21 protein-coding genes are annotated in these 19,529 nt (G+C 73.0%); 7 read left to right on the forward strand and 14 right to left on the reverse strand.

The genetic code is table 11. From position 1 onward, the window contains the following. Nucleotides 1–9: 9 nt before the first annotated feature. The 8 genes from ACWGH1_RS00080 to ACWGH1_RS00115 form a co-directional block, all read right to left on the reverse strand. A complete protein-coding gene (locus ACWGH1_RS00080; protein WP_453353410.1) occupies nt 10–384 on the reverse strand; it encodes an ectoine synthase in 375 nt (124 codons plus the stop codon). A gap of 82 nt (nt 385–466) precedes the next feature. Next, a complete protein-coding gene (gene trpA / locus ACWGH1_RS00085; RefSeq protein WP_453353411.1) occupies nt 467–1,291 on the reverse strand; it encodes a tryptophan synthase subunit alpha in 825 nt (274 codons plus the stop codon). Then, nucleotides 1,284–2,321: a hypothetical protein gene (locus tag ACWGH1_RS00090; protein ID WP_453353412.1), complete on the reverse strand. Its 1,038-nt coding sequence runs from the start codon at nt 2,319–2,321 to the stop codon at nt 1,284–1,286. The genes trpA and ACWGH1_RS00090 overlap by 8 nt, the downstream gene beginning before the upstream one ends. A 40-nt stretch (nt 2,322–2,361) precedes the next feature. Next, entirely contained in the window at nt 2,362–2,613 is a 252-nt protein-coding gene (locus ACWGH1_RS00095) for a phosphopantetheine-binding protein (protein WP_453353413.1), read from the reverse strand. Then, the gene (locus tag ACWGH1_RS00100) at nt 2,610–4,163 is read right to left on the reverse strand and encodes an AMP-binding protein (protein WP_453353414.1); all 1,554 of its coding nucleotides are present in this window, start codon (nt 4,161–4,163) and stop codon (nt 2,610–2,612) included. Before ACWGH1_RS00100 ends, ACWGH1_RS00095 begins: the two co-directional genes overlap by 4 nt. Beyond that, complete coding sequence (locus ACWGH1_RS00105) at nt 4,156–5,004, reverse strand: MaoC/PaaZ C-terminal domain-containing protein (RefSeq protein ID WP_453408258.1); 849 nt, start codon at nt 5,002–5,004, stop codon at nt 4,156–4,158. Before ACWGH1_RS00105 ends, ACWGH1_RS00100 begins: the two co-directional genes overlap by 8 nt. Further along, nucleotides 5,001–6,254 (reverse strand): beta-ketoacyl-[acyl-carrier-protein] synthase family protein, encoded by a 1,254-nt coding sequence (locus tag ACWGH1_RS00110; protein WP_453408259.1) that lies wholly within the window; start codon nt 6,252–6,254, stop codon nt 5,001–5,003. The genes ACWGH1_RS00105 and ACWGH1_RS00110 overlap by 4 nt, the downstream gene beginning before the upstream one ends. A gap of 56 nt (nt 6,255–6,310) precedes the next feature. Next, complete coding sequence (locus ACWGH1_RS00115) at nt 6,311–7,528, reverse strand: aminotransferase class I/II-fold pyridoxal phosphate-dependent enzyme (protein WP_453356480.1); 1,218 nt, start codon at nt 7,526–7,528, stop codon at nt 6,311–6,313. A gap of 259 nt (nt 7,529–7,787) precedes the next feature. Between ACWGH1_RS00115 and ACWGH1_RS00120 the strand changes: the two genes are divergently transcribed. Further along, complete coding sequence (locus ACWGH1_RS00120) at nt 7,788–8,717, forward strand: AfsR/SARP family transcriptional regulator (protein WP_453408260.1); 930 nt, start codon at nt 7,788–7,790, stop codon at nt 8,715–8,717. A 158-nt stretch (nt 8,718–8,875) separates the two neighbouring features. Here ACWGH1_RS00120 and ACWGH1_RS00125 read toward each other — a convergent pair whose 3' ends face one another. The 3 genes from ACWGH1_RS00125 to ACWGH1_RS00135 are packed head-to-tail and all read right to left on the reverse strand — an operon-like array spanning nt 8,876 to nt 10,877. Further along, nucleotides 8,876–9,628 carry an SDR family NAD(P)-dependent oxidoreductase gene (locus tag ACWGH1_RS00125; protein ID WP_453355873.1) on the reverse strand — a complete coding sequence of 251 codons (753 nt, stop codon included), beginning with the start codon at nt 9,626–9,628 and terminating at the stop codon, nt 8,876–8,878. Then, nucleotides 9,625–10,611, reverse strand: a complete 987-nt coding sequence (locus tag ACWGH1_RS00130) for a 3-oxoacyl-ACP synthase III family protein (protein ID WP_453355874.1) — start codon at nt 10,609–10,611, stop codon at nt 9,625–9,627. Before ACWGH1_RS00130 ends, ACWGH1_RS00125 begins: the two co-directional genes overlap by 4 nt. 11 nt (nt 10,612–10,622) lie before the next feature. Further along, nucleotides 10,623–10,877, reverse strand: a complete 255-nt coding sequence (locus tag ACWGH1_RS00135) for a hypothetical protein (protein ID WP_453355875.1) — start codon at nt 10,875–10,877, stop codon at nt 10,623–10,625. Between the two features lie 269 nt (nt 10,878–11,146). Here ACWGH1_RS00135 and ACWGH1_RS00140 point away from each other — a divergent pair, with 269 nt between their 5' ends. The 6 genes from ACWGH1_RS00140 to ACWGH1_RS00165 all read left to right on the forward strand — a co-directional run bounded on the left by ACWGH1_RS00140 (nt 11,147) and on the right by ACWGH1_RS00165 (nt 17,237). Beyond that, nucleotides 11,147–12,043: a class I SAM-dependent methyltransferase gene (locus tag ACWGH1_RS00140; protein ID WP_453355876.1), complete on the forward strand. Its 897-nt coding sequence runs from the start codon at nt 11,147–11,149 to the stop codon at nt 12,041–12,043. 9 nt (nt 12,044–12,052) lie between these two features. Further along, the gene (locus ACWGH1_RS00145; protein ID WP_453355877.1) at nt 12,053–13,618 is read left to right on the forward strand and encodes a flavin-containing monooxygenase; all 1,566 of its coding nucleotides are present in this window, start codon (nt 12,053–12,055) and stop codon (nt 13,616–13,618) included. A gap of 38 nt (nt 13,619–13,656) precedes the next feature. Further along, on the forward strand, nt 13,657–15,183 hold the full coding sequence (locus ACWGH1_RS00150; protein ID WP_453408261.1) for an FAD-binding protein: 1,527 nt from the start codon (nt 13,657–13,659) through the stop codon (nt 15,181–15,183). Between the two features lie 74 nt (nt 15,184–15,257). Next, on the forward strand, nt 15,258–15,743 hold the full coding sequence (locus ACWGH1_RS00155) for an SRPBCC family protein (RefSeq protein ID WP_453357223.1): 486 nt from the start codon (nt 15,258–15,260) through the stop codon (nt 15,741–15,743). Beyond that, the gene (locus tag ACWGH1_RS00160) at nt 15,740–16,576 is read left to right on the forward strand and encodes an alpha/beta fold hydrolase (protein WP_453357222.1); all 837 of its coding nucleotides are present in this window, start codon (nt 15,740–15,742) and stop codon (nt 16,574–16,576) included. The genes ACWGH1_RS00155 and ACWGH1_RS00160 overlap by 4 nt, the downstream gene beginning before the upstream one ends. Nucleotides 16,577–16,586: 10 nt before the next feature. Then, nucleotides 16,587–17,237, forward strand: a complete 651-nt coding sequence (locus ACWGH1_RS00165) for a 4'-phosphopantetheinyl transferase family protein (protein ID WP_453408262.1) — start codon at nt 16,587–16,589, stop codon at nt 17,235–17,237. A 3-nt stretch (nt 17,238–17,240) separates the two neighbouring features. On the opposite strand, the gene ACWGH1_RS00170 is transcribed toward ACWGH1_RS00165, so the two are convergent. The 3 genes from ACWGH1_RS00170 to ACWGH1_RS00180 all read right to left on the reverse strand — a co-directional run bounded on the left by ACWGH1_RS00170 (nt 17,241) and on the right by ACWGH1_RS00180 (nt 19,511). Continuing rightward, the gene (locus tag ACWGH1_RS00170) at nt 17,241–18,248 is read right to left on the reverse strand and encodes an AraC family transcriptional regulator (protein WP_453408263.1); all 1,008 of its coding nucleotides are present in this window, start codon (nt 18,246–18,248) and stop codon (nt 17,241–17,243) included. Nucleotides 18,249–18,369: 121 nt separating this feature from the next. Further along, on the reverse strand, nt 18,370–18,876 hold the full coding sequence (locus ACWGH1_RS00175; protein ID WP_453357566.1) for an anthrone oxygenase family protein: 507 nt from the start codon (nt 18,874–18,876) through the stop codon (nt 18,370–18,372). Beyond that, the gene (locus ACWGH1_RS00180) at nt 18,873–19,511 is read right to left on the reverse strand and encodes a hemerythrin domain-containing protein (RefSeq protein WP_453408264.1); all 639 of its coding nucleotides are present in this window, start codon (nt 19,509–19,511) and stop codon (nt 18,873–18,875) included. Before ACWGH1_RS00180 ends, ACWGH1_RS00175 begins: the two co-directional genes overlap by 4 nt. Between the last annotated feature and the right edge of the window lie 18 nt (nt 19,512–19,529).

The following is a 19,529-nucleotide window of genomic DNA, read 5'->3' on the forward strand; positions in this document are numbered from 1 at the left end:
GCGGGTGCCTCAGTAGGCGGAGGAGTTGTGGGCGTCGAGCTGGTGGACCTCGTTGCCGCGCAGGGCCGGCGAGAAGACGCAGACCAGGCGCAGGTCCTCGTGCGGGCTGGCGACGAGGTAGTGGGCGTCGTGCTGGTCGAGGGCGTACATCCGGCCCGGGACTATCTCGTGCGCGGTGCCGTCCAGCTCGATGACCTCGCCGGAGCCGGCGATGCAGTAGCACGCCTCCAGGTGGTTGACGTACTCCAGGCGGGACTTGGTACCGGCCAGCACGACGGTGTCGGTGAGCGTGTAGCCGAGGCCGTCGTCGGCGAGGAGGAAGCGGCGGCTCAGGCCGTTGCCCCACTCGACGGTCTTCACGGACTCGATGTCGCGGACGATCATGGCTGTCTCCTGATCTGTGGAATGGTGTGCGGAGGAACCGGATGAGGGGTGGGACCGTGTGGCGCCGGCCGGTGCGGCCCTGCTACCCGGGCCGGACCGAGCGGACGAACTCGCGGAACGCCTCGGGCAGATCGCGCCCCGCCTGCCGGGCCCGCTCCACGGCGGCCACGGCGGCGGAGCCGATGATGGCGGCGTCCGCGCCACTGGCCCCGACGGCTTCGACGTCCTGGCGGGTGCTGACCCCGAAGCCGACGGCGACCGGGGCCGCGGTGTGCTCCCGCAGGCCGGCCACCGTCCGCGCGAGCGCGCCGTGGCCCGCGGCGGGCGCGGTGCCGCTGCGCCCGTAGTGGGCGACGAGGTAGAGGTACGCGGTGGCGTCCGCGGCGGCCCGGGCGCGGGTCGCGTCCGGGCTGGAGGCGTAGCAGGTGGTGACGATGGGAAGGGCGGCCGCCGCGGCCGATTCCAGGTGCGTCGCGCGGAGCCTGGGCGGCAGCGCGTGGACGAGCAGGGCGTCCGCGCCCGACGCGGCGATGTCACGGGTGGCGGCGGTCAGGTCACGGTGCCCCAGGGAGTGCCTCCAGTCGGCGAGCAGGGCGATCCGCGTGTGCGTCAGGTGGGGGCGTACGTCCGCGACGAAGGCGAGGACGTCGTCCAGCGCGGCCCCGCCCCGCTCCAGGGCCCGGCGCGCGGAGCGCCGGATGACGGGGCCGTCGGTGACCGAGTCCGGGAAGGGCACGGCCAGTTCCAGGCAGTCCACGCCTTCCTCGTCCAGCATCAGGACGAGGTCGCGCAGGACCGGGAGCGGGGGGTCGCCCGCGTTGAGGAACAGGGCGAGTCCGGGAGGGCCGCCGGGGGCACACCGGCCGGGGAAGAAGGGCGCCGCGGTGGGCGCCGGTGGGCTAGGCACGGGCCACCGCCGGCCGGGGCCGGGCGGCCGCGAGGCGCCGCGCCAGGTCGGCCGCCGCGCCGGAGCCGATCGCCTCGTCGGCGAGGGCCACCGACGAGGACCAGTCCCGGCCGGGGGCCGCCGCGACGATCAGGGCGGCCGCGCCGAGGGCGACCGTACGTCGGGCCACCGGGCCGGCGGCGCCGCCGAGCACGGACAGGAAGTGCGGGACGGCCCCGGCCGGGTCGGCGACGGGGCGCAGGTCCTCGAAGGAGCCGCCGGGCGGGGTGAGTTCGCCGGGCCGGATGACGCGGGTGGCGCGCTGGTCCCCGTAGACGGTGTTGACGGCGAAGGGGAGCAGCTCGTCGGCGCCGGTCTCGTTGGCGGTGAGCCAGATCCGCCGGGTGGCGGTCGTGGCGGCGAGTTCGCGCAGGGTGCCGAGGGGGGCGGCCGCGCCGACGCCGGTCACCTGCGCCGTCACGGGCAGGTCGGCGAGGAACGGTCCGAGCGCGTTCAGGAAGCGCCCGAAGGGCTTCATGGCGAGCGGGGCCACGGTGCGGGCCAGCCGGGTCAGTTGCGCCGGGTAGACGAAGGGGCCCGCGAAGGCGATCCCGTACGCGTCGAGGACATCCTCGGTCTGGGCGTAGGAGGAGGTCGGCCGGACCCCGAGCCGCTCCAGCAGGTCGACGGAGCCGAGCGGGCTGGTGTAGGCGCGGGAGCCGGTCTTGACCACTTTCACCCCGGACGCCGCCGCGACGAACGCGGCGGCGGTGGAGACGTTGAAGGTCGGGGGGCCGCCGCCGGTGCCTACGACGTTCACGGTGTCCTGCCAGGACGCGCCCGCCCCGTTGGGCGGCCGGAGCTCCGCGAGGGAGTCGAGCAGGTGCCGCAGGGTCTCGGGGCCGGGGAGCCGGCTGGTCAGCGAGGACAGCAGGCCGACGGCCTGCGCGCGGTCGAGAGCGCCGGCGCCGAGCTGCTCCCACCAGGACCGCCAGGTCTCGCGGCCGATCGGGGCCTTGTCCGCCAGCAGGCCGGCGAGTGCCTCGTGCACGGTTCCTCCTTCCTTCGTCGTCGGGGTTCCGGTGTCCGGGTCAGGCCGCGGCGCGGGCGTGGGTGATGAAGTGGTCGATGGCCTCGACGCTGCGGAAGTTCTCGGGGTCCAGGTCGGCGTCCCCGACGGCGAGTTCGAACCGGTCCTCGACCCAGGCGATGAGCTTGAGGACGCCCAGGCTGTCGATGACCCCGTCGTTGAGCAGGTCGTGGTCGACGGCGAGTTCGGCGGGGGCGGTGCCGGGGAGGAATTCGCTGATGACGAAGTTCTTGATGGTGTCGACGTTGCTCATGATCGGATTCCTTCGGCAAGAGACGTGGTGGTGAGGGCGGTGAGCGGCTTGACCCGGTCGAGCGCCTTGCGGTCGACCTTCCCGGTGGGTGTCTTGGGCAGCGGCTCGTCGGTGAGCGTGAGCTGGGTGGGTACGGCGCCCCGGGGCAGGTTGCGGGCGCAGTGCCCGCGCAGTTCGAGGACGGTCAGCGTGGAGCCGGGGGCCCGGCGCGCGGCTGCGACGAGCTTCTTGCCGGCGATCGGGTCGGGCCGTGCCGCGACGCCCGCCTCCAGCACACCGGGGTGCTCCTGGAGGACCCGTTCGACCTCGGCGGTGTTGACGGCGACGCCGCGCACCTTGACCTGGAAGTCGGTGCGCCCGGTCAGGTGCAGGGTGCCGTCGGCGTCCCGCCGTACGAGGTCGCCGCTGCGGAACCAGCGGCGCCCGTCCAGGCCGAGCGGGTGGCCGGTGAACTTGTCGGCGTGCCGGGTCCGGTCGAGGTAGCCGCGCGTCTGGAAGGGGGTGTGGACGAACAGCTCGCCGGTGCCGGGGCCTTCGACGACGGCGTTCGTGTCCGGGTCGACGAGGAGGGCGTGTACGCCGGGCAGCGGGCGGCCGACCGGCACCGGGGGCGGCGCAGCCGGGTCGACCTCGTGCACGAAGCTGTCGTTGGTCTCCGTACAGCCGTAGATGTTGTACAGGCGCGCCCGGGGGAAGAGTGCGGGCAGCGCGGCGTAGGTGCGCTCGGGCAGGGCGTCGCCGGTGAACATCACGTGGTCGACACCGGGAAAGGCGGCGCCCTCCTTGGCGGCCGCGTCCTGGAGCAGGCCGAGTGCCATCGGGACGGCCTGGACCACGTGGACGTCGTGCCGGACGATGAGGTCCAGCAGGTGGTGGCCGTGGGTGGCGCGGGCCGGGTCCACGAGGACGACCCGGCCGCCGCGGGCGAGGGTGGTCCACACGTCCAGCAGGCAGAGGTCGAAGTTGAGGGGCGCGTAGTTGAGGACGGTCCGGCCGGGGCCGATGCCGAAGGCGGGGCCGGCCCAGGCGCCGAACCGGTCCAGTGCCGGCCGGCCGAGCGGCACGATCTTGGGCAGGCTGGTGGATCCGGAGGTGGTGAGCATCAGCGCCACCTCCGCCGCCTCCTCGGGCGGCAGCGGTCTGGCCTCGGTCAGCGGATCGGGTGCGACGCGCGCGGGCGCGCCGTCCGGGGCCAGTACGTGGGCGCAGCCGGCCTGGGCGAAGAGGTCCGCGAGCAGGCCGTCGGCGAGGGCCGGGGAGGGCAGCAGCACCGGCCGGCGGCCGAGCAGGCAGGCCAGTACGAGGGCCACCGCCGCCGGGGACTTGTCGGCGAGGACACCGACCGGCTCCCCCGGGGTCAGCGGCAGTGCGGCGAGCCGCTCCTGTTCCCGTCCGGCGCGCTCGTACAGCTCGCGGTAGCTGGTCGCCTCGCCGTTGAAGAGCAGGGCGGTGGCGTCGGGCCGCTCGCGCACCTGGGCGAGGAAACCGTCGGTCAGTGCGGGGACGGTGCCGGCGTCGCTGCCGGTTTCGGCGGGTCTGGTCTCAGGCATCGCTGCTCCCCCCGGCGAACTCGATCCAGCCGCCCTTGACGGCGGTGCCCGCGGGCGTCTTGCAGGTGAAGCGGACGACCTGGGCCCGCGCGTCGGGCTGGAGGACGATGTCCAGCGGGACGCCGGGGGCCACGGGGGCCGAGAAGCGGCAGCCCAGTCCGCGGACCCGGGCCGGGTCGCCGTCGGCGAACCGGTCGACGGCCTCCTCGACGGCGAGCGCGACGACGCTCATGCCGTGGGCGATGACGGTCCCGAAGCCGGCCTCGCGGGCCGCCGCCGGGTCCAGGTGGATGGGGTTGAGGTCACCGGAGGCGTGGGCGTACGCGCGGATCCACTCGGCGGTCAGCTCGTGGGTCGCGGTCTGCGGCTCGCCGGCGCCGAGCGGGGCCGGCGCGGCGGCCGCGCCCGTGACGTCACCGAAGGGCTCCGGCCCGGTGGCGCCCACGAGCAGCGCGGAGATGACCAGTTCCGCGTACGGCCCGGGGCCGTCCTGCCCGTACAGGCGGCCGCGCAGGGCGACGCGGGCGCCGCGCGGCTCCCGGCGTGCGCCGAGCACGTCGAGCCGTACGGTGACCTGCTCGCCCGGGCGGACCGGCCGCAGCAGGCGGATGTCCTGGCCGAGGTGGACCACGGAGACCGGGCCCGCTTCGCCACGCGTCAGGGCGGCGACGGTCCGCTCCGCGACGGTGTGGGCGAGCACGAAGGCGTGGACCGGCGAGGCCTGGCCGGGGCGGGCGGTCGCCAGGCCCCGCCGGGCGGCGCTCCGGTAGGCGGTCAGCTCCGCCTCGCCGACCGTCAGGGTGCGGACGGGCGCGGGCGGGGAGAGGGGTGCGGAGGTCATGCCGGCACCACCACGACGGAGGAGTTGTGGCCGCCGAACCCGAAGGAGTTGGTGAGCGCGGGTCCCGGCCGCACGGCGCGCGGTGCGCCGTGGACCACATCGATGTGCATTCCTGGCTCCAGCTCTTCGTGGTTGGCGGTGGGCGGCACCTCGCAGCTGCGCATGGCCTGCACGGTGGCGATGAGTTCGACGGCTCCGGCGGCGCCGATGAGGTGGCCGATGACGGACTTGGGGGCGGTGACCGGGGGCTGGGCGGTGCCGAACACCTTGGTGAGGGCGGCGGCCTCGGAGCGGTCGTTGTGGGGCGTGGAGGTGCCGTGCGCGTTGACGTGGACGATGTCGCCGGGGTCCAGGCCCGCGTCGGCGACCGCCGCGGACATGGCCGCCGCGGCGCCCGCCCCGTCGGGGAGCGGCATCGCGAGGTGGTGGGCATCGGCGGTGGCCGCGTACCCGGCGACGAGCCCGTACGTCCTCGCGCCGCGGGCCCTCGCGTCGGCGAGCCGCTCCAGGACGACGAACCCGGCGCCCTCCCCCATCACGAACCCGTCGCGGTCCTTGTCGAAGGGCCGGGAGGCCAGCTCGGGCCGGTCGTTGCGCAGCGAGACGGCGTTGAGGTTGCCGAAGCCGGCCAGGGTGACGGGGGTGAGGGTGTGCTCGCAGCCGCCGGCGATGACGACGTCGGCGCGGTCGGTCTGGAGCAGCAGCAGGGCGTGGCCGATGGCGTCGGCGCCGCTGGCGCAGGTGGTGGCCAGGGTGAGGGCGGGGCCGGTCCAGCCGAGCCGCATGGCGATCTGGGCGGCGGCGGCGTTGGGCATCGTCATCAGCGGCATCAGCGGGTTCACCCCGGCCGGGCCGCTCTCGGCGAAGTGCGCGGACTCCAGGTCGCTGCTGGCGCGCCCGCCGACGGCGTTGCCGACGACGATGGCGGTCCGGCCGTCCTCGGCGGCGGGCGCTCCCGCGTCGCGGTGGGCGGCGAGGGCGGCGAGGGTGCCGTAGTGGGCGAAGGGGTCCATCCGGCGGGCGTCCTTCGCGGGGACCAGGCCCGCGAGGTCGTCCAGGCCCCGGACACGGCAGCCGATCCGTACCCGGTGCCGGCTGAGGTCGATGTGCGTCAGCTCGGCGGCGGTGGAGCGGCCGGCCCGCAGCGTGGCCCACAGGTCGTCCGGGGTGCATCCGCCGGGGGTGACCACGCCCATGCCGGTGATGGCGACCGGCGGTCGTACCGAACTGCCCTTGGACGATCCGGGCATCTGTGCTCCCCCTGGAGTGTGGTGGGTGGTCGAAGCGGCGCGCGCGGGAGGCGGGGTCAGATGATCCGGCACTCGCGGGCGGAGCTGACGAAGGCGTCGGCGGCGAAGTCGATGTCGGCCCTGGTGTGGGCGGCGGTGATGGCGATCCGCAGCCGGGCCAGGTCGTTGGGGACGGCCGGGGTGACGACCGGCAGCCCGATGACGCCGTTCTTGCGGCAGGTGGTGGCGTAGTCGTAGGCGGCGGTGTCGGAGCCGGCGATGATCGGGACGACGGCGGTCTCGCTGTCGACCGTGCTCATGCCGGCAGCGTGGAGCAGACCGCGGAAGCGTTCGGCTTCGCGCTGGACGAACTCGACGCGCTCCGGCTCGCGCTGGAGGATGCGCAGGGCCTCCAGCGCGGCGGCGGCCTGGGCGGGGCCGAGGGCCGCGGAGAAGAGGAAGGGCCGGGCCGCGTACTTCAGGTGGTGGATCAGGTCGGCGGAGCCCGCGACCCAGCCGCCCATGGAGGGGATGGCCTTGGAGAGGGTGCCGAGTTTGACGTCGACCTTCACCTCGTAGTCGAAGTGCTCCTCGATGCCCTTGCCGGTGGCGCCGATGACACCGAGCGCGTGGGCCTCGTCGACCATCAGCAGCGCGTTGTGGGCGTCGCAGACCTTGCGCAGGTCCACGAGGGGGGCGATGTCGCCGTCCATGGAGTAGACGCTGTCGACGATGACCAGGCGCACCCCGGTGTCGGGGGCGGCGGCGAGGCGGCGCTCCAGGTGGCCCGGGTCGTTGTGCCGGAAGCGGGTGACCGTGGCGCCGGAGAGCTTGCAGCCGTCGACGATGCTGGCGTGGTCGTACTTGTCGATGAAGACGGTGTCGCCCGGTCCCACGAGGGCGCCCACGGTGCCCACGTTCGCCGCGTAGCCGGAGCCGAAGACCAGGGCGCGTTCGCGGCCCGCGAACCGGGCGACCTCGGCCTCCAGGTCCTCGTGCAGCGGGGTGGAGCCGGCCAGGGCGCGCACGCCGTGGTTCCCGGTGCCGTACAGGTCGAGGGCCGCCTTGGCGGCGGCGACGACCCGTTCGTCCCCGGCGAGGCCGAGGTAGCTGTAGCCGGACATCATCAGCAGCCGCTGGCCGTCCTGGTCGGCGTACGCGGAGTCCCGCTCGACGGTGTAGGCGACGAAGCTGTTCTTGCGGACGGGCTCGTACTCCAAGGACCGGACGCGGTCGCGGAAGTAGGCCAGTTTCGGCTCCAGACGGGCCCAGGCTTCGGTTGCGTTCACGTTCATCTCCTCGTCGTGATCGCCCGGCGGACACGGAACTCCATCGGCGCCCTGCCGTCGTTCCGGACGAGCTCTAGTGGAATTCGATTAAGGCCTGCGGGGCGCAAGAGCGACGCAACAGCGGGACGCGAAAAGGGCGAAAGCGAATCCCGACCGGTGCAATCCCCGATTGTTGTTGACATGCGGAGAAGAGGCGCGTGTATGTTCGCAGCGCACAAGACCAGGGGGACACGGCCGGTATCCCGGCAGTTTCGGAGGGTGCACAGTGCTGATCAGACTCGTAGGACTTGTCACGATCGAGCCGTCGGGGGCGCCCTCGCGGCACCTCTCCGGCGCACAGGCACAGGTGGCGTTCGCTCGGCTGGTCATCGAGCGGGCCGGTGGTACGGAGCGGGACCAGCTGGCGGAAACCGTATGGCCGGAGGGGTTGCCCGACACCTGGGCCTCCGCGCTGCGCAGTGTCGTCAGCCGGGTCCGGACGTTCGTGACGATGCCTCAGGACATGCCCGGAGAGGCTGCGTTGATGGCCCAGGGCGGTCGGTACGTGCTGCGCGTGCCCAAGGACGCGGCGGTGGACGTGGAGTGCGCGGACCTCGCCCTGACGGAGGCCACCTCCGCGTTCGCGGACGGCGCGTTCGCGGTGGCGCAGCAGCTGGCGACCGGCGCGGTGTCGAACCTGCGCGGCTCGTTCCTGCCCTCGCACGAGGGCGAGTGGGTCAACTCGATGCGCGAGCAGCTGGAGGAACTGCGCCTGACGGCGCTGGAGATGGCGAGCCTTTCGTCGTCCGCGCTCGGTGACGAGCACCACGCCCTGCGCTACGCGGAGGAGGCGGTGCGGCGGGCCCCGTTCCGCGAGAGCGCCTACCGCTGCCGGATGACGGCGCACAAGCGCGCCGGCAACCGCGCCGAGGCGCTGCGCAGTTACCACCAGCTGCGCCGGGTGCTGGCGGAGGAACTGGGCACGGACCCCGCCCCGGAGACGGAGGCCGCCTACCTGGAGATCCTGCGGGCACCGGAGCCCCGCGCCCCCGAGCGTCCCGCCGCCGCCCTCGACCCGTTCCTGATGGGGGTGTTCGAGGTCGGCCGGGCCGCTTCGGCCCCGCGGCCGTGCGCCCTCGGGCGCATGTGCGTCACCCACCGCGCGCACGGCGGGGCCCCCTCCGCGGTTGCTTCCGCCGCTTCCCCCGCCGCGTAGCCGGCCCGACCGCGACCGCGACGCCGTACGGCCGCCCCCCGGCGGCGGTACGGCGTCGTGGCGCGCCCGCGTCCGGCACGGGGCAACCCGAGCGGCCCCGGCCCCCCGAGGACGGGGGCCGGGGCTCGCGGGGGGGGCGGGCGCGGGCCCGGTCCCGGTCAGGTGATCGAGACTCCGCTGTCGATGCTGATGACCTGGCCCGTCATGCAGTCCTGGTCCAGGAAGAGGCCGACGCTGCGGGCGACCTCCTCGACCGTGACGAAGCGGGGGATGGGCGCCTTGCCCTCCATGCCCTCGATGACCCGCTCGGGAAGGTCCTTCGTCATGCCGGTGATCATGAAGCCCGGGGAGAGCGCGTTGACGGTCACGCCCCGGCGGCCGCACTCGGCCGCGAGGGTGCGGGTGAAGCCGATCAGTCCCGCCTTGGAGGCCGAGTACGCCGTCTGGCCGGCGGTGGCGATGATGCCGGACGGCGAGACGACGTTGACGATCCGGCCCCACCGTCGGCGCAGCATGGCCGGGGCCGCGGCCCGGGCCGTGTGGAACGAACCGATCAGGTTGGTCTGGATGACCTGCGCCCAGTCCGCGGGGTTCTGCATCGCCATCAGGCTGTCCTTGCGGATGGCCCCGTTGTTGACGAGGACGTCCACCGGTCCCAGCGCCTCGGTGATGTCGGCGTAGATGCCCTGGACCGTCTCCCAGGAGCCGACGTCGCCGGTGACCAGGACGGAGGGGTTGGCGAGCTTCTCCTGCACCGCCCGCGCCGCGTCCCGCGAACTGTTGTAGTGGACCGCGACCCGGCAGCCCAGGGCGTCCAGTTCCAGGGCCAGGGCCTGGCCGAGCCCGCCCGAGGCTCCGGTGACGAGCGCGACCGGTGCCTCGGGCCGTACGCCCGTGCTCTTGCTGCTCATGCCGCGGTACCGCCCCATTCCATCAGGATCGAGCCCCATGTCATGCCGGCGCCGAACCCGGCCAGCAGGACCTTGTCCCCGGCCTTGATGCGTCCGGCGTCCAGGGCTTCCGCCAGGGCGATCGGGATCGAGCCCGACGCCGTGTTGCCGTACCTCTCCAGGTTGGTGATCAGCGCTTCCGGCCGGAGGCCGGTGTGGGACATGATCGAGTTGATGATGCGGATGTTGGCCTGGTGCGGTACGACGTGGTCCACGTCGGCCGCCTCGACCTTCGCGCTCTCCAGCGTTTCGCGCACCGTACGGACGGTGTAGCGGACGGCGTTGAGGTAGATCTCGTTGCCGTTGATCTGCGCGTAGTGCAGTCCCGCCGCCACGGTCTCCGCCGTGGCGGGCATCCGGCTGCCGCCCGCGAGGACCTTCAGAGAGCCGGTGCAGGAGCCGTCGGCGCCGAGGTTCCAGGCCTTGACCCGGTTCTCGGCGCCGGGCTGGAGGACGACGGCGCCCGCCCCGTCGCCGACGAGGATGGACAGGTCTCGGTCGGCGGGGTTCGCGGTGAGGGTGTGGGTGTCGGAGCCGATCAGCAGGATCGGCCGGGGGTCGATGGCGATGAGCGCCATGGCGGAGACGAGCCCGTAGACGAAACCCGCGCACTCGGAGTTGACGTCGTGGGCGCTGCCGGCGATGCCGAGTTCGTGGTGGACGAACGCGGACGTCGCGGGGGACGGCTGCTCGGGGGTCGCCGTGGCGACGATCAGGTGGGCGATGTCGGCGCCGGTCAGGCCCGCCTTGTCCAGAGCGCGCCGGCCGGCCTCGACGGCCAGGGAGACGGTGGTCTGCCCCGGGTCAACGGCCCGCCGCTCACGGATGCCGCAGCGGCTGACGACCCAGTGCTCGTCCACGCCGAAACGCTCGGCGAGTTCCGCGCTGGTGACGATGCGCTCGGGTACGGACATGCCCCACCCGGTGATGTCGAAGCCGGTCACGTGATTCCTCGCTATGCCTGGGCCGGGACGAGATCGACGATCTTCGCGTAGACGTCGCGCAGCGTCGTCGTGTCGTCGAGGTCCGCGAAGAGCGTCTCGTCGGCCGGGATGTCGGGGTACTTGGTCTGGAAGCCGTACAGCCACTCCATGAGGTCCAGCGAGTCGACGTCCGCGATGTGCTGGAGCGGTGCGTCGGGGCTGACTTCCGCGGCGCCGGAAACGGCCTCCAGCTGGCTCGCGAGCTCTTCGATGGTGGGCAGCGACATGGGGTCGGTCCTCTCTCGACGGTGCGACTCGGCAGTCGCGTCGTTCTTTTCGAGAGCGATGAAAGCCCCGCGGCCGCAAGGAAGACGCAAGATGCCCGGGGCGGTGCACGACCGCTCGCTTTTCCCGGCCTTTTCCCTCCCTTTCACCCTTCTTTTGGTACGGACCGGACCCGTGTTGCGTGCGCCTTGCGGGGGATCCGTTTTCCTCGGACGTAATTCGGCACGGACGGCCCGGGCCGCCCTTCCCGCCCGCAGGAATGAGGATCGAAATGACAACGGTCGCCCCCAGGACGGTGGACCCAGAGGTCGATGCGATCAGGCACCACTACGAGGTCGGCAACGACTTCTACCGGCTGCTGCTCGGCCCCACGATGATGTACTCCGGCGGTTACTGGAACGAGGGCGAGGACCTCGTCGCCGCCCTCGACCAGGCCCAGGAGCGCAAGCTCGACACCTTCGCGGACCTCGCGAACGTCCGTGCCGGCGGCGTCAAGCGCGTGCTGGACATCGGCTGTGGCTGGGGCACCATGCTCAACCGCCTCACGACCGTGCACGGCGCGCAGGAGGCCGTCGGCCTGACCCTGTCGCGCACCCAGGAAGCCTTCATCGACGCTCTGGGCAACCCGCGCATCACCACGCTGGTGCAGAGCTGGGCGGACTACGCGGTCGCGGACGACAGCGAGAAGTACGGCGCGGCGTTCTGCATCAACGCGCTCGAGCACTTCGTCTCCTCGAACCTGCCGCCCAAGGAGCGGACCAAGCGCTACCGCTACTTCTTCCAGCAGGTCGCGAACGCCCTCCAGCCGGGCGCGAAGTTCGTCCTGCACACCATGACCGCCGAGGCACTGCCGATGAACCGCGCGCTCCTCGACGACCTGAAGTTCCTCCAGCGCTCCGAGTTCGCCGGGTGCCACATCCCGCACCTGCACGAGCTGGCCTCCGGCGCCGAGGGCCTCTTCGAGGTCGACGAGATCGTCAACGAGCGCGAGTCGTTCGCGATGGCCTGCCGCGCCTGGCTGGTGCTGCTCGCCGAGCGCCGGGACGAGGCCGTGGCCATGGAGGGCGAGGAGGTCGTCGCCCGCTTCGAGCGCTACCTCGACATCTTCGCGTACACGCTCGAGGACAAGTTCTTCAACAACTTCCGCGTGACCCTCACGCGCCGCTAGGAGGCCGACGTGACGAGCATTCTCGAACCGGCCAAGGACGGCGGAGCCCGTCCGACGGCCCACGCCTCCACCCGGGGCCGCGGACCGGCCCGGCACCTGAGGGTCGCGGTCATCGGTACCGGGTTCTCCGGCCTGGGCACCGCCATCCGGCTGCTGCAGTCCGGCATCGACGACTTCCTCGTGTTCGAGCGGGCCGACGAGGTCGGCGGCACGTGGCGCGACAACAGCTACCCGGGGTGTGCGTGCGACGTCATGTCCCACCTCTACTCCTTCTCGTTCGCCCGGAACCCGAACTGGAAGTCCACCTTCGGCAAGCGGGACGAGCTGTACGCGTACCTGCGCGACACCGCCGACCGCTTCGGGGTCCGCCCGCACATCCGCTTCGCGCACGAACTGCTCAGTGCCCGCTGGGACGAGGGCGAGCGGCACTGGCGGATCGAGACCTCGCAGGGCGACTACACCGCCCGGTTCCTGGTCACCGGCACCGGCTACCTGAGCGAGCCGGCCGTCCCCGACATCGAGGGCCTGGCGGACTTCGAGGGCAAGGTGTTCCACTCCTCGCGCTGGGACCACGACCACGACCTGACCGGGCGGCGCGTCGCCGTCATCGGTACGGGCGCCTCGGCGATCCAGTTCGTCCCGCAGATCCAGCCCGACGTGGAGCGGCTGGACCTCTACCAGCGCACGCCCCCGTGGGTCGGCCCGAAGAACGACAAGGCGACCACGGCACTGCAGGCCAGGCTCCTGCGCTCGGTGCCCGGCTACCAGAGCTTCCGGCGGAACTTCAACATGTGGGGCCGCGAGATCCTGGCCTTCGTCATGGCCCGCCCGAAGGTCGCCGGGAAGATGCAGAAGATGGCCAGCGACCACCTGAAGAAGTCGGTGCCGGACGAGGCGCTGCGCGCCAGGCTGACCCCCGACTACGTGATGGCCTGCAAGCGGCTGCTGTTCTCGAACACCTGGTACCCGGCGATCCAGCAGCCCAACGTGGACCTGGTGACCGAGGGGATCGCCGAGGTCCGCGCCAAGTCGATCGTGGGCCGGGACGGGGTGGAGCGCGAGGTCGACACCATCATCCTGGGCACCGGCTTCCAGGCCACCGACCGTCCGGTCGCGCGCCGGGTCTTCGGACGGGACGGGGTGCAGCTGCGCGAGGCGTGGCAGCGGGAGGGCATGTCGGCCCACCGCGGCACCACGATCGCCGGCTTCCCGAACCTGTTCATGCTGCTCGGGCCGAACACCACGCTGGGGCACTCCTCGCAGGTCGTGATGATCGAGGCGCAGATCAAGTACGTCGTCGACGCCCTGCGGCAGGTGGAGAAGCGCGGGCTGGCCAGCGTCGAGGTCCGCAAGGAGGCGCAGCAGGCGTACAACGCGGCGCTCGACGCCAGGCTCGACGGTTCGGTGTGGAACGCGGGCAACTGCAAGAGCTGGTACCTCGACGAGAACGGGCGAAACCCGTCGATCTGGCCGACGTACACCTGGCGCTTCCGCCGCCAGACCAAGCGCTTCGACCTCGGCGAGTACCAGCTCGCTTCGCAGGTGCGCACCGCCGTCCCGGCGACGCACCAGTAGGACTCCGGCAGGTCATGAGAAACGGGAGACGTACGCAGATGAGCAGCACCCCCAGAGCGGCCACGGGCACGGCGGCCGCCCCGTCGCGGCGCAGAGTCCTCGGCGGCATCGCGGCGACCGCCGTGGCCGTCGTGGGCTGGAACACCGTCGACCAGAGCTGGGCGACGGCCGCCGGGGCCTCCGGCCAAACCGTGGTTCCCGTGCCGGCGCTGACCGGCACGCTGGAGACGGCGCCCACCGTGGTCGAGGCCTTCGGCAAGGACTTCGGGCACCTGTGGGACGGCGCGGGCAACAAGCCGTGGGCCGTGCTGCGGCCCGGCGGCGTCGACGACATCGTCAAGATCGTCAACTACGCCCGGGCCAACGGCATCAAGGTCGCGGTGAACGGGCAGGGCGGCTCCGGTACGGACATCGAATCGCATTCGGTGTACGGCCAGGCCCGCGTCCCCGGCGGGATATCCATCGACGCCCGGAGCATGTCGAAGATCGTCTCCATCGGTGCGAACTGCGCGGTGGTCGAGGCGGGGGTGACCTGGGCCCAGCTGACCGACGCGTGCCTCCAGGTGGGCAAGACCCCGCCCGCGCTGCCCGACTACCTCTACATCTCGGTCGGCGGCACCATCAGCATCGGCGGCATCGGCGGCACGGTCGCCAAGTACGGACTGCTGTGCGACACCGTGCGGTCGATCGACATCGTCACCGGTGACGGGAAGCTGGTCACCGCCACGGCGACGAGCCGCCCCGACCTCTTCAACGCGGCCCTGTCCGGGGGCGGTCAGGTCGGCATCATCGTCCGGGCCGAGGTCGCCCTGGTCCCGGCGCCGAAGCGGTCGGTGATCTTCACCCTGTACTACGCGGACGTCGAGACGTACCTCCAGGACGCGGAGAAGGTGCTGGCCGACGGCCGGTTCCAGGTCCAGGCCGGCGAGATGCTGCAGAAGCCGGACGGCTCGGGCTGGCGCTACAAGATGGAGGTGGGGGCTACCTACAGCACGACGCCCCCGGACCGCGCGAAGCTGCTGAGCGGCTTGCAGGACGTGCGGGCCGACGCCGTGATCGAGGACGTGACCTACCGGGAGTACATGTTCCGGCTCGACGCCTACGAGGCCTACCTCAAGGAGTCCGGCCACTGGTACACGCCCAAGCCGTGGCTGAGCATGTTCCTCCCGGCCTCCAAGACCAAGACGTTCATGAAGCGGGCCGAACAGGAACTGACCGCCGACTCCCTCGGGGGCGGGTTCCTGCTCTTCTCCCCGTTCCTCACCTCGCAGGTCAAGCGGCCGCTGGCGATGATGCCGGGCGAGTCCGTGGCGTACCTCTTCGACCTGCTGCGCTTCCCCAACCCGGGCGATCCGAACATCCAGGCGATGCTCGACCAGAACCGGCGGCTGTACGACCTCGCGGTGTCGATGGGGGCCAAGCGCTACCTGGTGGGCGCCGTCCCGAACATGACGCAGGCCGACTGGCGGGCCCACTTCGGCAACCGCTGGACCGGCTTCGTCAACGCCAAGAAGAAGTTCGACCCGGCCGGCATCTTCACCCCGGGCCAGGGCTTCTTCGCCTGATTTGGCGGCCCTGACCCCCGGTCCCGTTCCCCACCGCCCGACTCCGCACGACCGTGCACCTGAGGAGGCTCGACATGACAACGTACGACCTGATCGACGAGGCGGTGATCGACGCCCCGGCGACCGCCGTATGGGACGCGCTCCTCTCGGAGTTCCGCGGCGCCGCCCAGTGGTGGGTCCCGGCCAACACCTTCGCGCTGGTCTCCGGTTCCCCGGACCGGGTCGGCGGCGAGGTCGGGGTCACCGTCCACACCAAGGGCGTCGGCAACGGCGGTCTCAAGCTCCGTTTCACGGCGCGTACGGTCGCCGTGGAGCCCGGCCGCCGGCTCGACGTGGAGTACGTCGACGGGGCGTTCCGGGGACCGGCCGCCTTCCGTCTCGAACCGCTGCCGGACGGCCGCACCCGGCTGTCCATGCACTTCGCGGGCAGGCCGCACGGCTGGCTGGGCGTGCTGGCCAAGGCCGTCGACCTCGGCGCCGAGCACTCGAAGGCCACCTTGGCGGCCTTCGGGTCGCTGGGCCGCCGGCTGTCGTCCCCCTCCGTGGGGGCCGGGCGATGACGACGGCCGCGGAAGTCACCCGGGAGGTGACCGTTCGGACCGACGACGGCGCGGAGCTGGCCGTCACCGTGCTGGCCCCGCTGGCGGGCACGCCGGCCGCCGTGGACGTGGTCCTGGTGCACGGGTGGGCGCACTCGCGCCGCGCCTGGGGCACCAGCGCCGACCGGCTCATCCGGGCCGGTCACCGGGTGGTGCTCTACGACCAGCGGGGCCACGGCGGCTCCACCCTCGGCCGCACCCCCGTCTCGGTCGAGCGCCTCGGCGCCGACCTCGCGGTGGTGCTGGACGCGACGGACGCGCGGACGGCCGTCCTGGCGGGCCACTCGGGCGGCGGGTTCGCGGCGCTGTCCTACGCGGCCGGCGCGGCGGCGGCCGGGCGGCTGCACGGCCTGGTGCTGCTGGGCACGGCGGCGCACGGCCAGGACACGCCCGACGGCGAGGTCAAGATGATGGGCAGCGGCCCCTTCTCGTGGGCCCTGCGCCGTCCCCCGCTCGGCCGCAAGCTGCTGTCGTCCACCATGGCCAAGACCGTGGACCCGGCCCTGCTGGACGTGAACCGGCAGTTGTTCGCGGCGACGCACCCGCGGATCCGGGCGGACTTCTTCCGCTGCACGCGCGGCTGGGACCTCCGTCCGGCGCTGGCCGGCGTCACCACTGCGGCGGTGGTCCTGCACGGGGAGGCGGACAAGGTGATCGACCCCGCGCTGGCGCGGACGCTCGCCGACACCCTGCCGGATGCCCGGTTCGAAGCGGTGCCGGGCGCGGGCCACATGCTCCCCCTGGAACGGCCCGATCTGGTCGTGTCCGCCGTGTCCGAACTCGCCTCCCGGTGACCGCCGGACGATGATCGAGGCACTCCTGCCGCCGGGCGTCACGTCGTCGGAAGCATTCGACGACGAGGCGCCCGCGCCGCTCTTCCCCGCCGAGGCGGTCCTCATGGAGGGCCGCCTCGCCCGTCGTCGCCGCCAGTTCGCGACGGCCCGCGCCTGCGCGCGCCGCTGCCTGGCCGCCCTCGGGCACTCCCCCGCGCCGCTGCTGCCCGGCCCGGGGGGCGCTCCCGCCTGGCCCGCGGGCGTGGTCGGCAGCATCACCCACTGCGACGGCTACCGCGCGGCGGTGGCGGACCTGTCCGAGCGTACGTCGGCCCTGGGCATCGACGCGGAGCCGGCGGGCCCGCTCCCCGAGGGCGTACTGGGACTGGTCACCTCCCCCACCGAACGCGCGCACCTGCGGGAGCTCGCCGCGGCCGACCCCGGCGTCCCGTGGGACCGCCTGCTGTTCTGCGCCAAGGAAGCGGTGTACAAGGCCTGGTACCCGGCGACCGGCGTCTGGCGCGGCTTCCGCGACGCCACGGTGGCCCTCTCCCCCGGCGGCACCTTCACCTGCACGCTCGACGTCCCGGCCGCGCTGGCCGAACCCGTCGACCCGGTCTACCACGGCCGCTGGTCGGCGGGCCCGGACCTGGTCCTCGCGGTCGTCGCGCGGCGCGGGTGAGGTTCAGCGCGACCGCGGCCCGTCGAGCACGACCGTGCGGGGCAGGCGCGGGTTCTGCCCGGACGCGGGCGCGCTCACGCCCGCGCGGAACTCCTTCGGGCTGACACCGCGTACCCGCTTGAAGGCCGCCGACAGGGCGAACGCCCCGCTGTAGCCGACCCGGCGGGCCACCGTGGCCACCGTGGCGTCGGGTTCGCGCAAGTAGTCGGCGGCCAGGGCGATGCGCCAGCCGGTGAGGTAGGCCACCGGGGGCTCCCCCACGATGTCCGTGAAGCGGCGGGCCAGGGCCGCCCGGGAGACGCCGACCTTGCGCGCGAGTTCCTCGACCGTCCAGCCGTGGGCCGGGTTCTCGTGCAGCAGGCGCAGCGCCGGTCCGACCACCGGGTCGCTCTGGGCCCGGTACCAGGTCGGGGCGCCGCTGCCCGGGGCCGCGAGCCAGGCGCGCAGGACCCCGATCAGGAGGAGGTCCAGGAGCCGGTCCAGGACGATCTCCTGGCCCGGCTCGTCCCGGGAGATCTCCGCCGTCAGCAGGGTGATCAGGGCGTGGTCCGCGGACTCCGCCGGCCGGACCAGGATCGTGGGCAGCACGCTCAGCAGCCGCCGGCCGATCTCGCTCGGCGCCTGGTAGGTGCCGCTGAGCATCACCGCCGAGCCCGCGTCCTGGAGCGGATCGCCCCAGGTGCGCACGCCCAGCGCCATGGTCTCCGTGACGTCCTCGCCGCTGGCGGTACTGCACCGCTGCTCCGGTCCGACGGTGATCTGGACGGGTGTGTCCGGGGAGTCGGCGACCGTGTACGGCTCGGGGCCGTGTACGACGGCCACGTCGCCGGGCCGGATCCGCACCGCGGTGCCGTGGTCCGGCACCAGCCAGGCGTCGCCGTGGACCATGGTGATGACCGACAGCGGCGCGCGGTCCTCCACCCGGAGCGACCAGGGCGGGTTGAAGACGGACTTGAGGAGGAAGGCGCCGCGCGCCTTCGGGCCCTCCAGCAGACCGGTCAGCGTGTCCATGCGGTCATCCTCTCTCGTTTCCCGCCGGGCGGGAACGCGCGGGGCGCCCGCTCTCCCGCGGGGGACGGTGGGGAGAGCGGACGCCGTTCACGGGGGCGCCTGCGGCGCCGGGACCCGGGCGCTACGCGGCCGGCGGCCGGCCGTGCAGGGTCAGCGTCCGGCCCAGCGCGGCCAGGGCGGTCGCGCAGGCCAGGGTGCGGACGACGTTGGCGGCCCGCCAGCGGGTGCCGTACCCGGCCCGGGCCGCCGCGAAGTCGGTTCCGGCGCGGGCGAGCTGGGCGTTGAGGGGCAGATTGACCAGGGCCGTCACGACCAGTGAGAGGGTGTACAGCGCGAAGGCGGTCCAGGCCCAGCGCGCCGTGTGCGGGCGGCCGCCGCGCTGCTGCTGTGCGGCGGCCACGCCCGTGGCGAGGAACGCGCCCAGGAAGAGCAGCCCGAACAGCCCGTTGTCGATGGCGTCGTTGATGTTCCGCATGGCGGTCACGTACGTCTCGTCGTCGCCGCGCCCCAGGCCCGGGATCACCGAGATGTCGAAGGCGAAGTAGAGACCGGCCATCAGGCCGGTGCCCACGGTCGCCGCCACCAGGGTCACGGACTGGGCCGTCGGGCCCGTCGTCGCTCGTGTCACTTCCCAAGTCCCTTCAACGTGTTCTCGTACCGCTTGCGGAGCAGGGTCGCGCCGAGCAGCCGGACCGGCGGCGGGATGGTGGCGCGGACGTGCGCGACGGACGCGGGGCTCGCACCGTCGAACATCCAGGGCTGGAGGTACAGCAGCACCCGCGGCGGGGCGCTGGCCACCACCTTGCGTTCCTCGGCGAGGTAGGCCCGCTCTCCCATCCGGTCGAAGACCGGGAACACGACGCGTTCCTCGTCGCGCAGGTGGTCGTGCAGGATCTCCTGGAAGTCCCGTGCGGCGGGCGCCAGCCCCGCACCGCCGTGGGAGACGGCGGTGGTGACCGCGGCCATCGCCGCGTCCAGTTCCTCGTGGTCGTCGTGCAGTTCGCGGGCCTGGGCGTCGAAGTCCCGGTCCCGGCTGCGCAGTCCGGGCCACAGCACGTCGTCCTCACTGGTGTGGTGCCACTCGATGACCTCGCGCAGGCGCTGCCACCAGTCGGCGCCGCCGCCCCGCCATGTCGGTGCGGCGGCCCGCAGCCGGCCGGCGTCCCGGCGCATCGCCCGGTGCATCAGGGCGAATCCGTGGAAGTGCGGGGCGAGCGCGTCCAGTCCGTGTTCGCTGGAGTGGGGCGGCTGGTGCGTGGGCATCGGGGCCTCCTGCCGGTC

The sequence above is a fragment of the Streptomyces sp. NPDC054883 genome, from assembly GCF_053610645.1.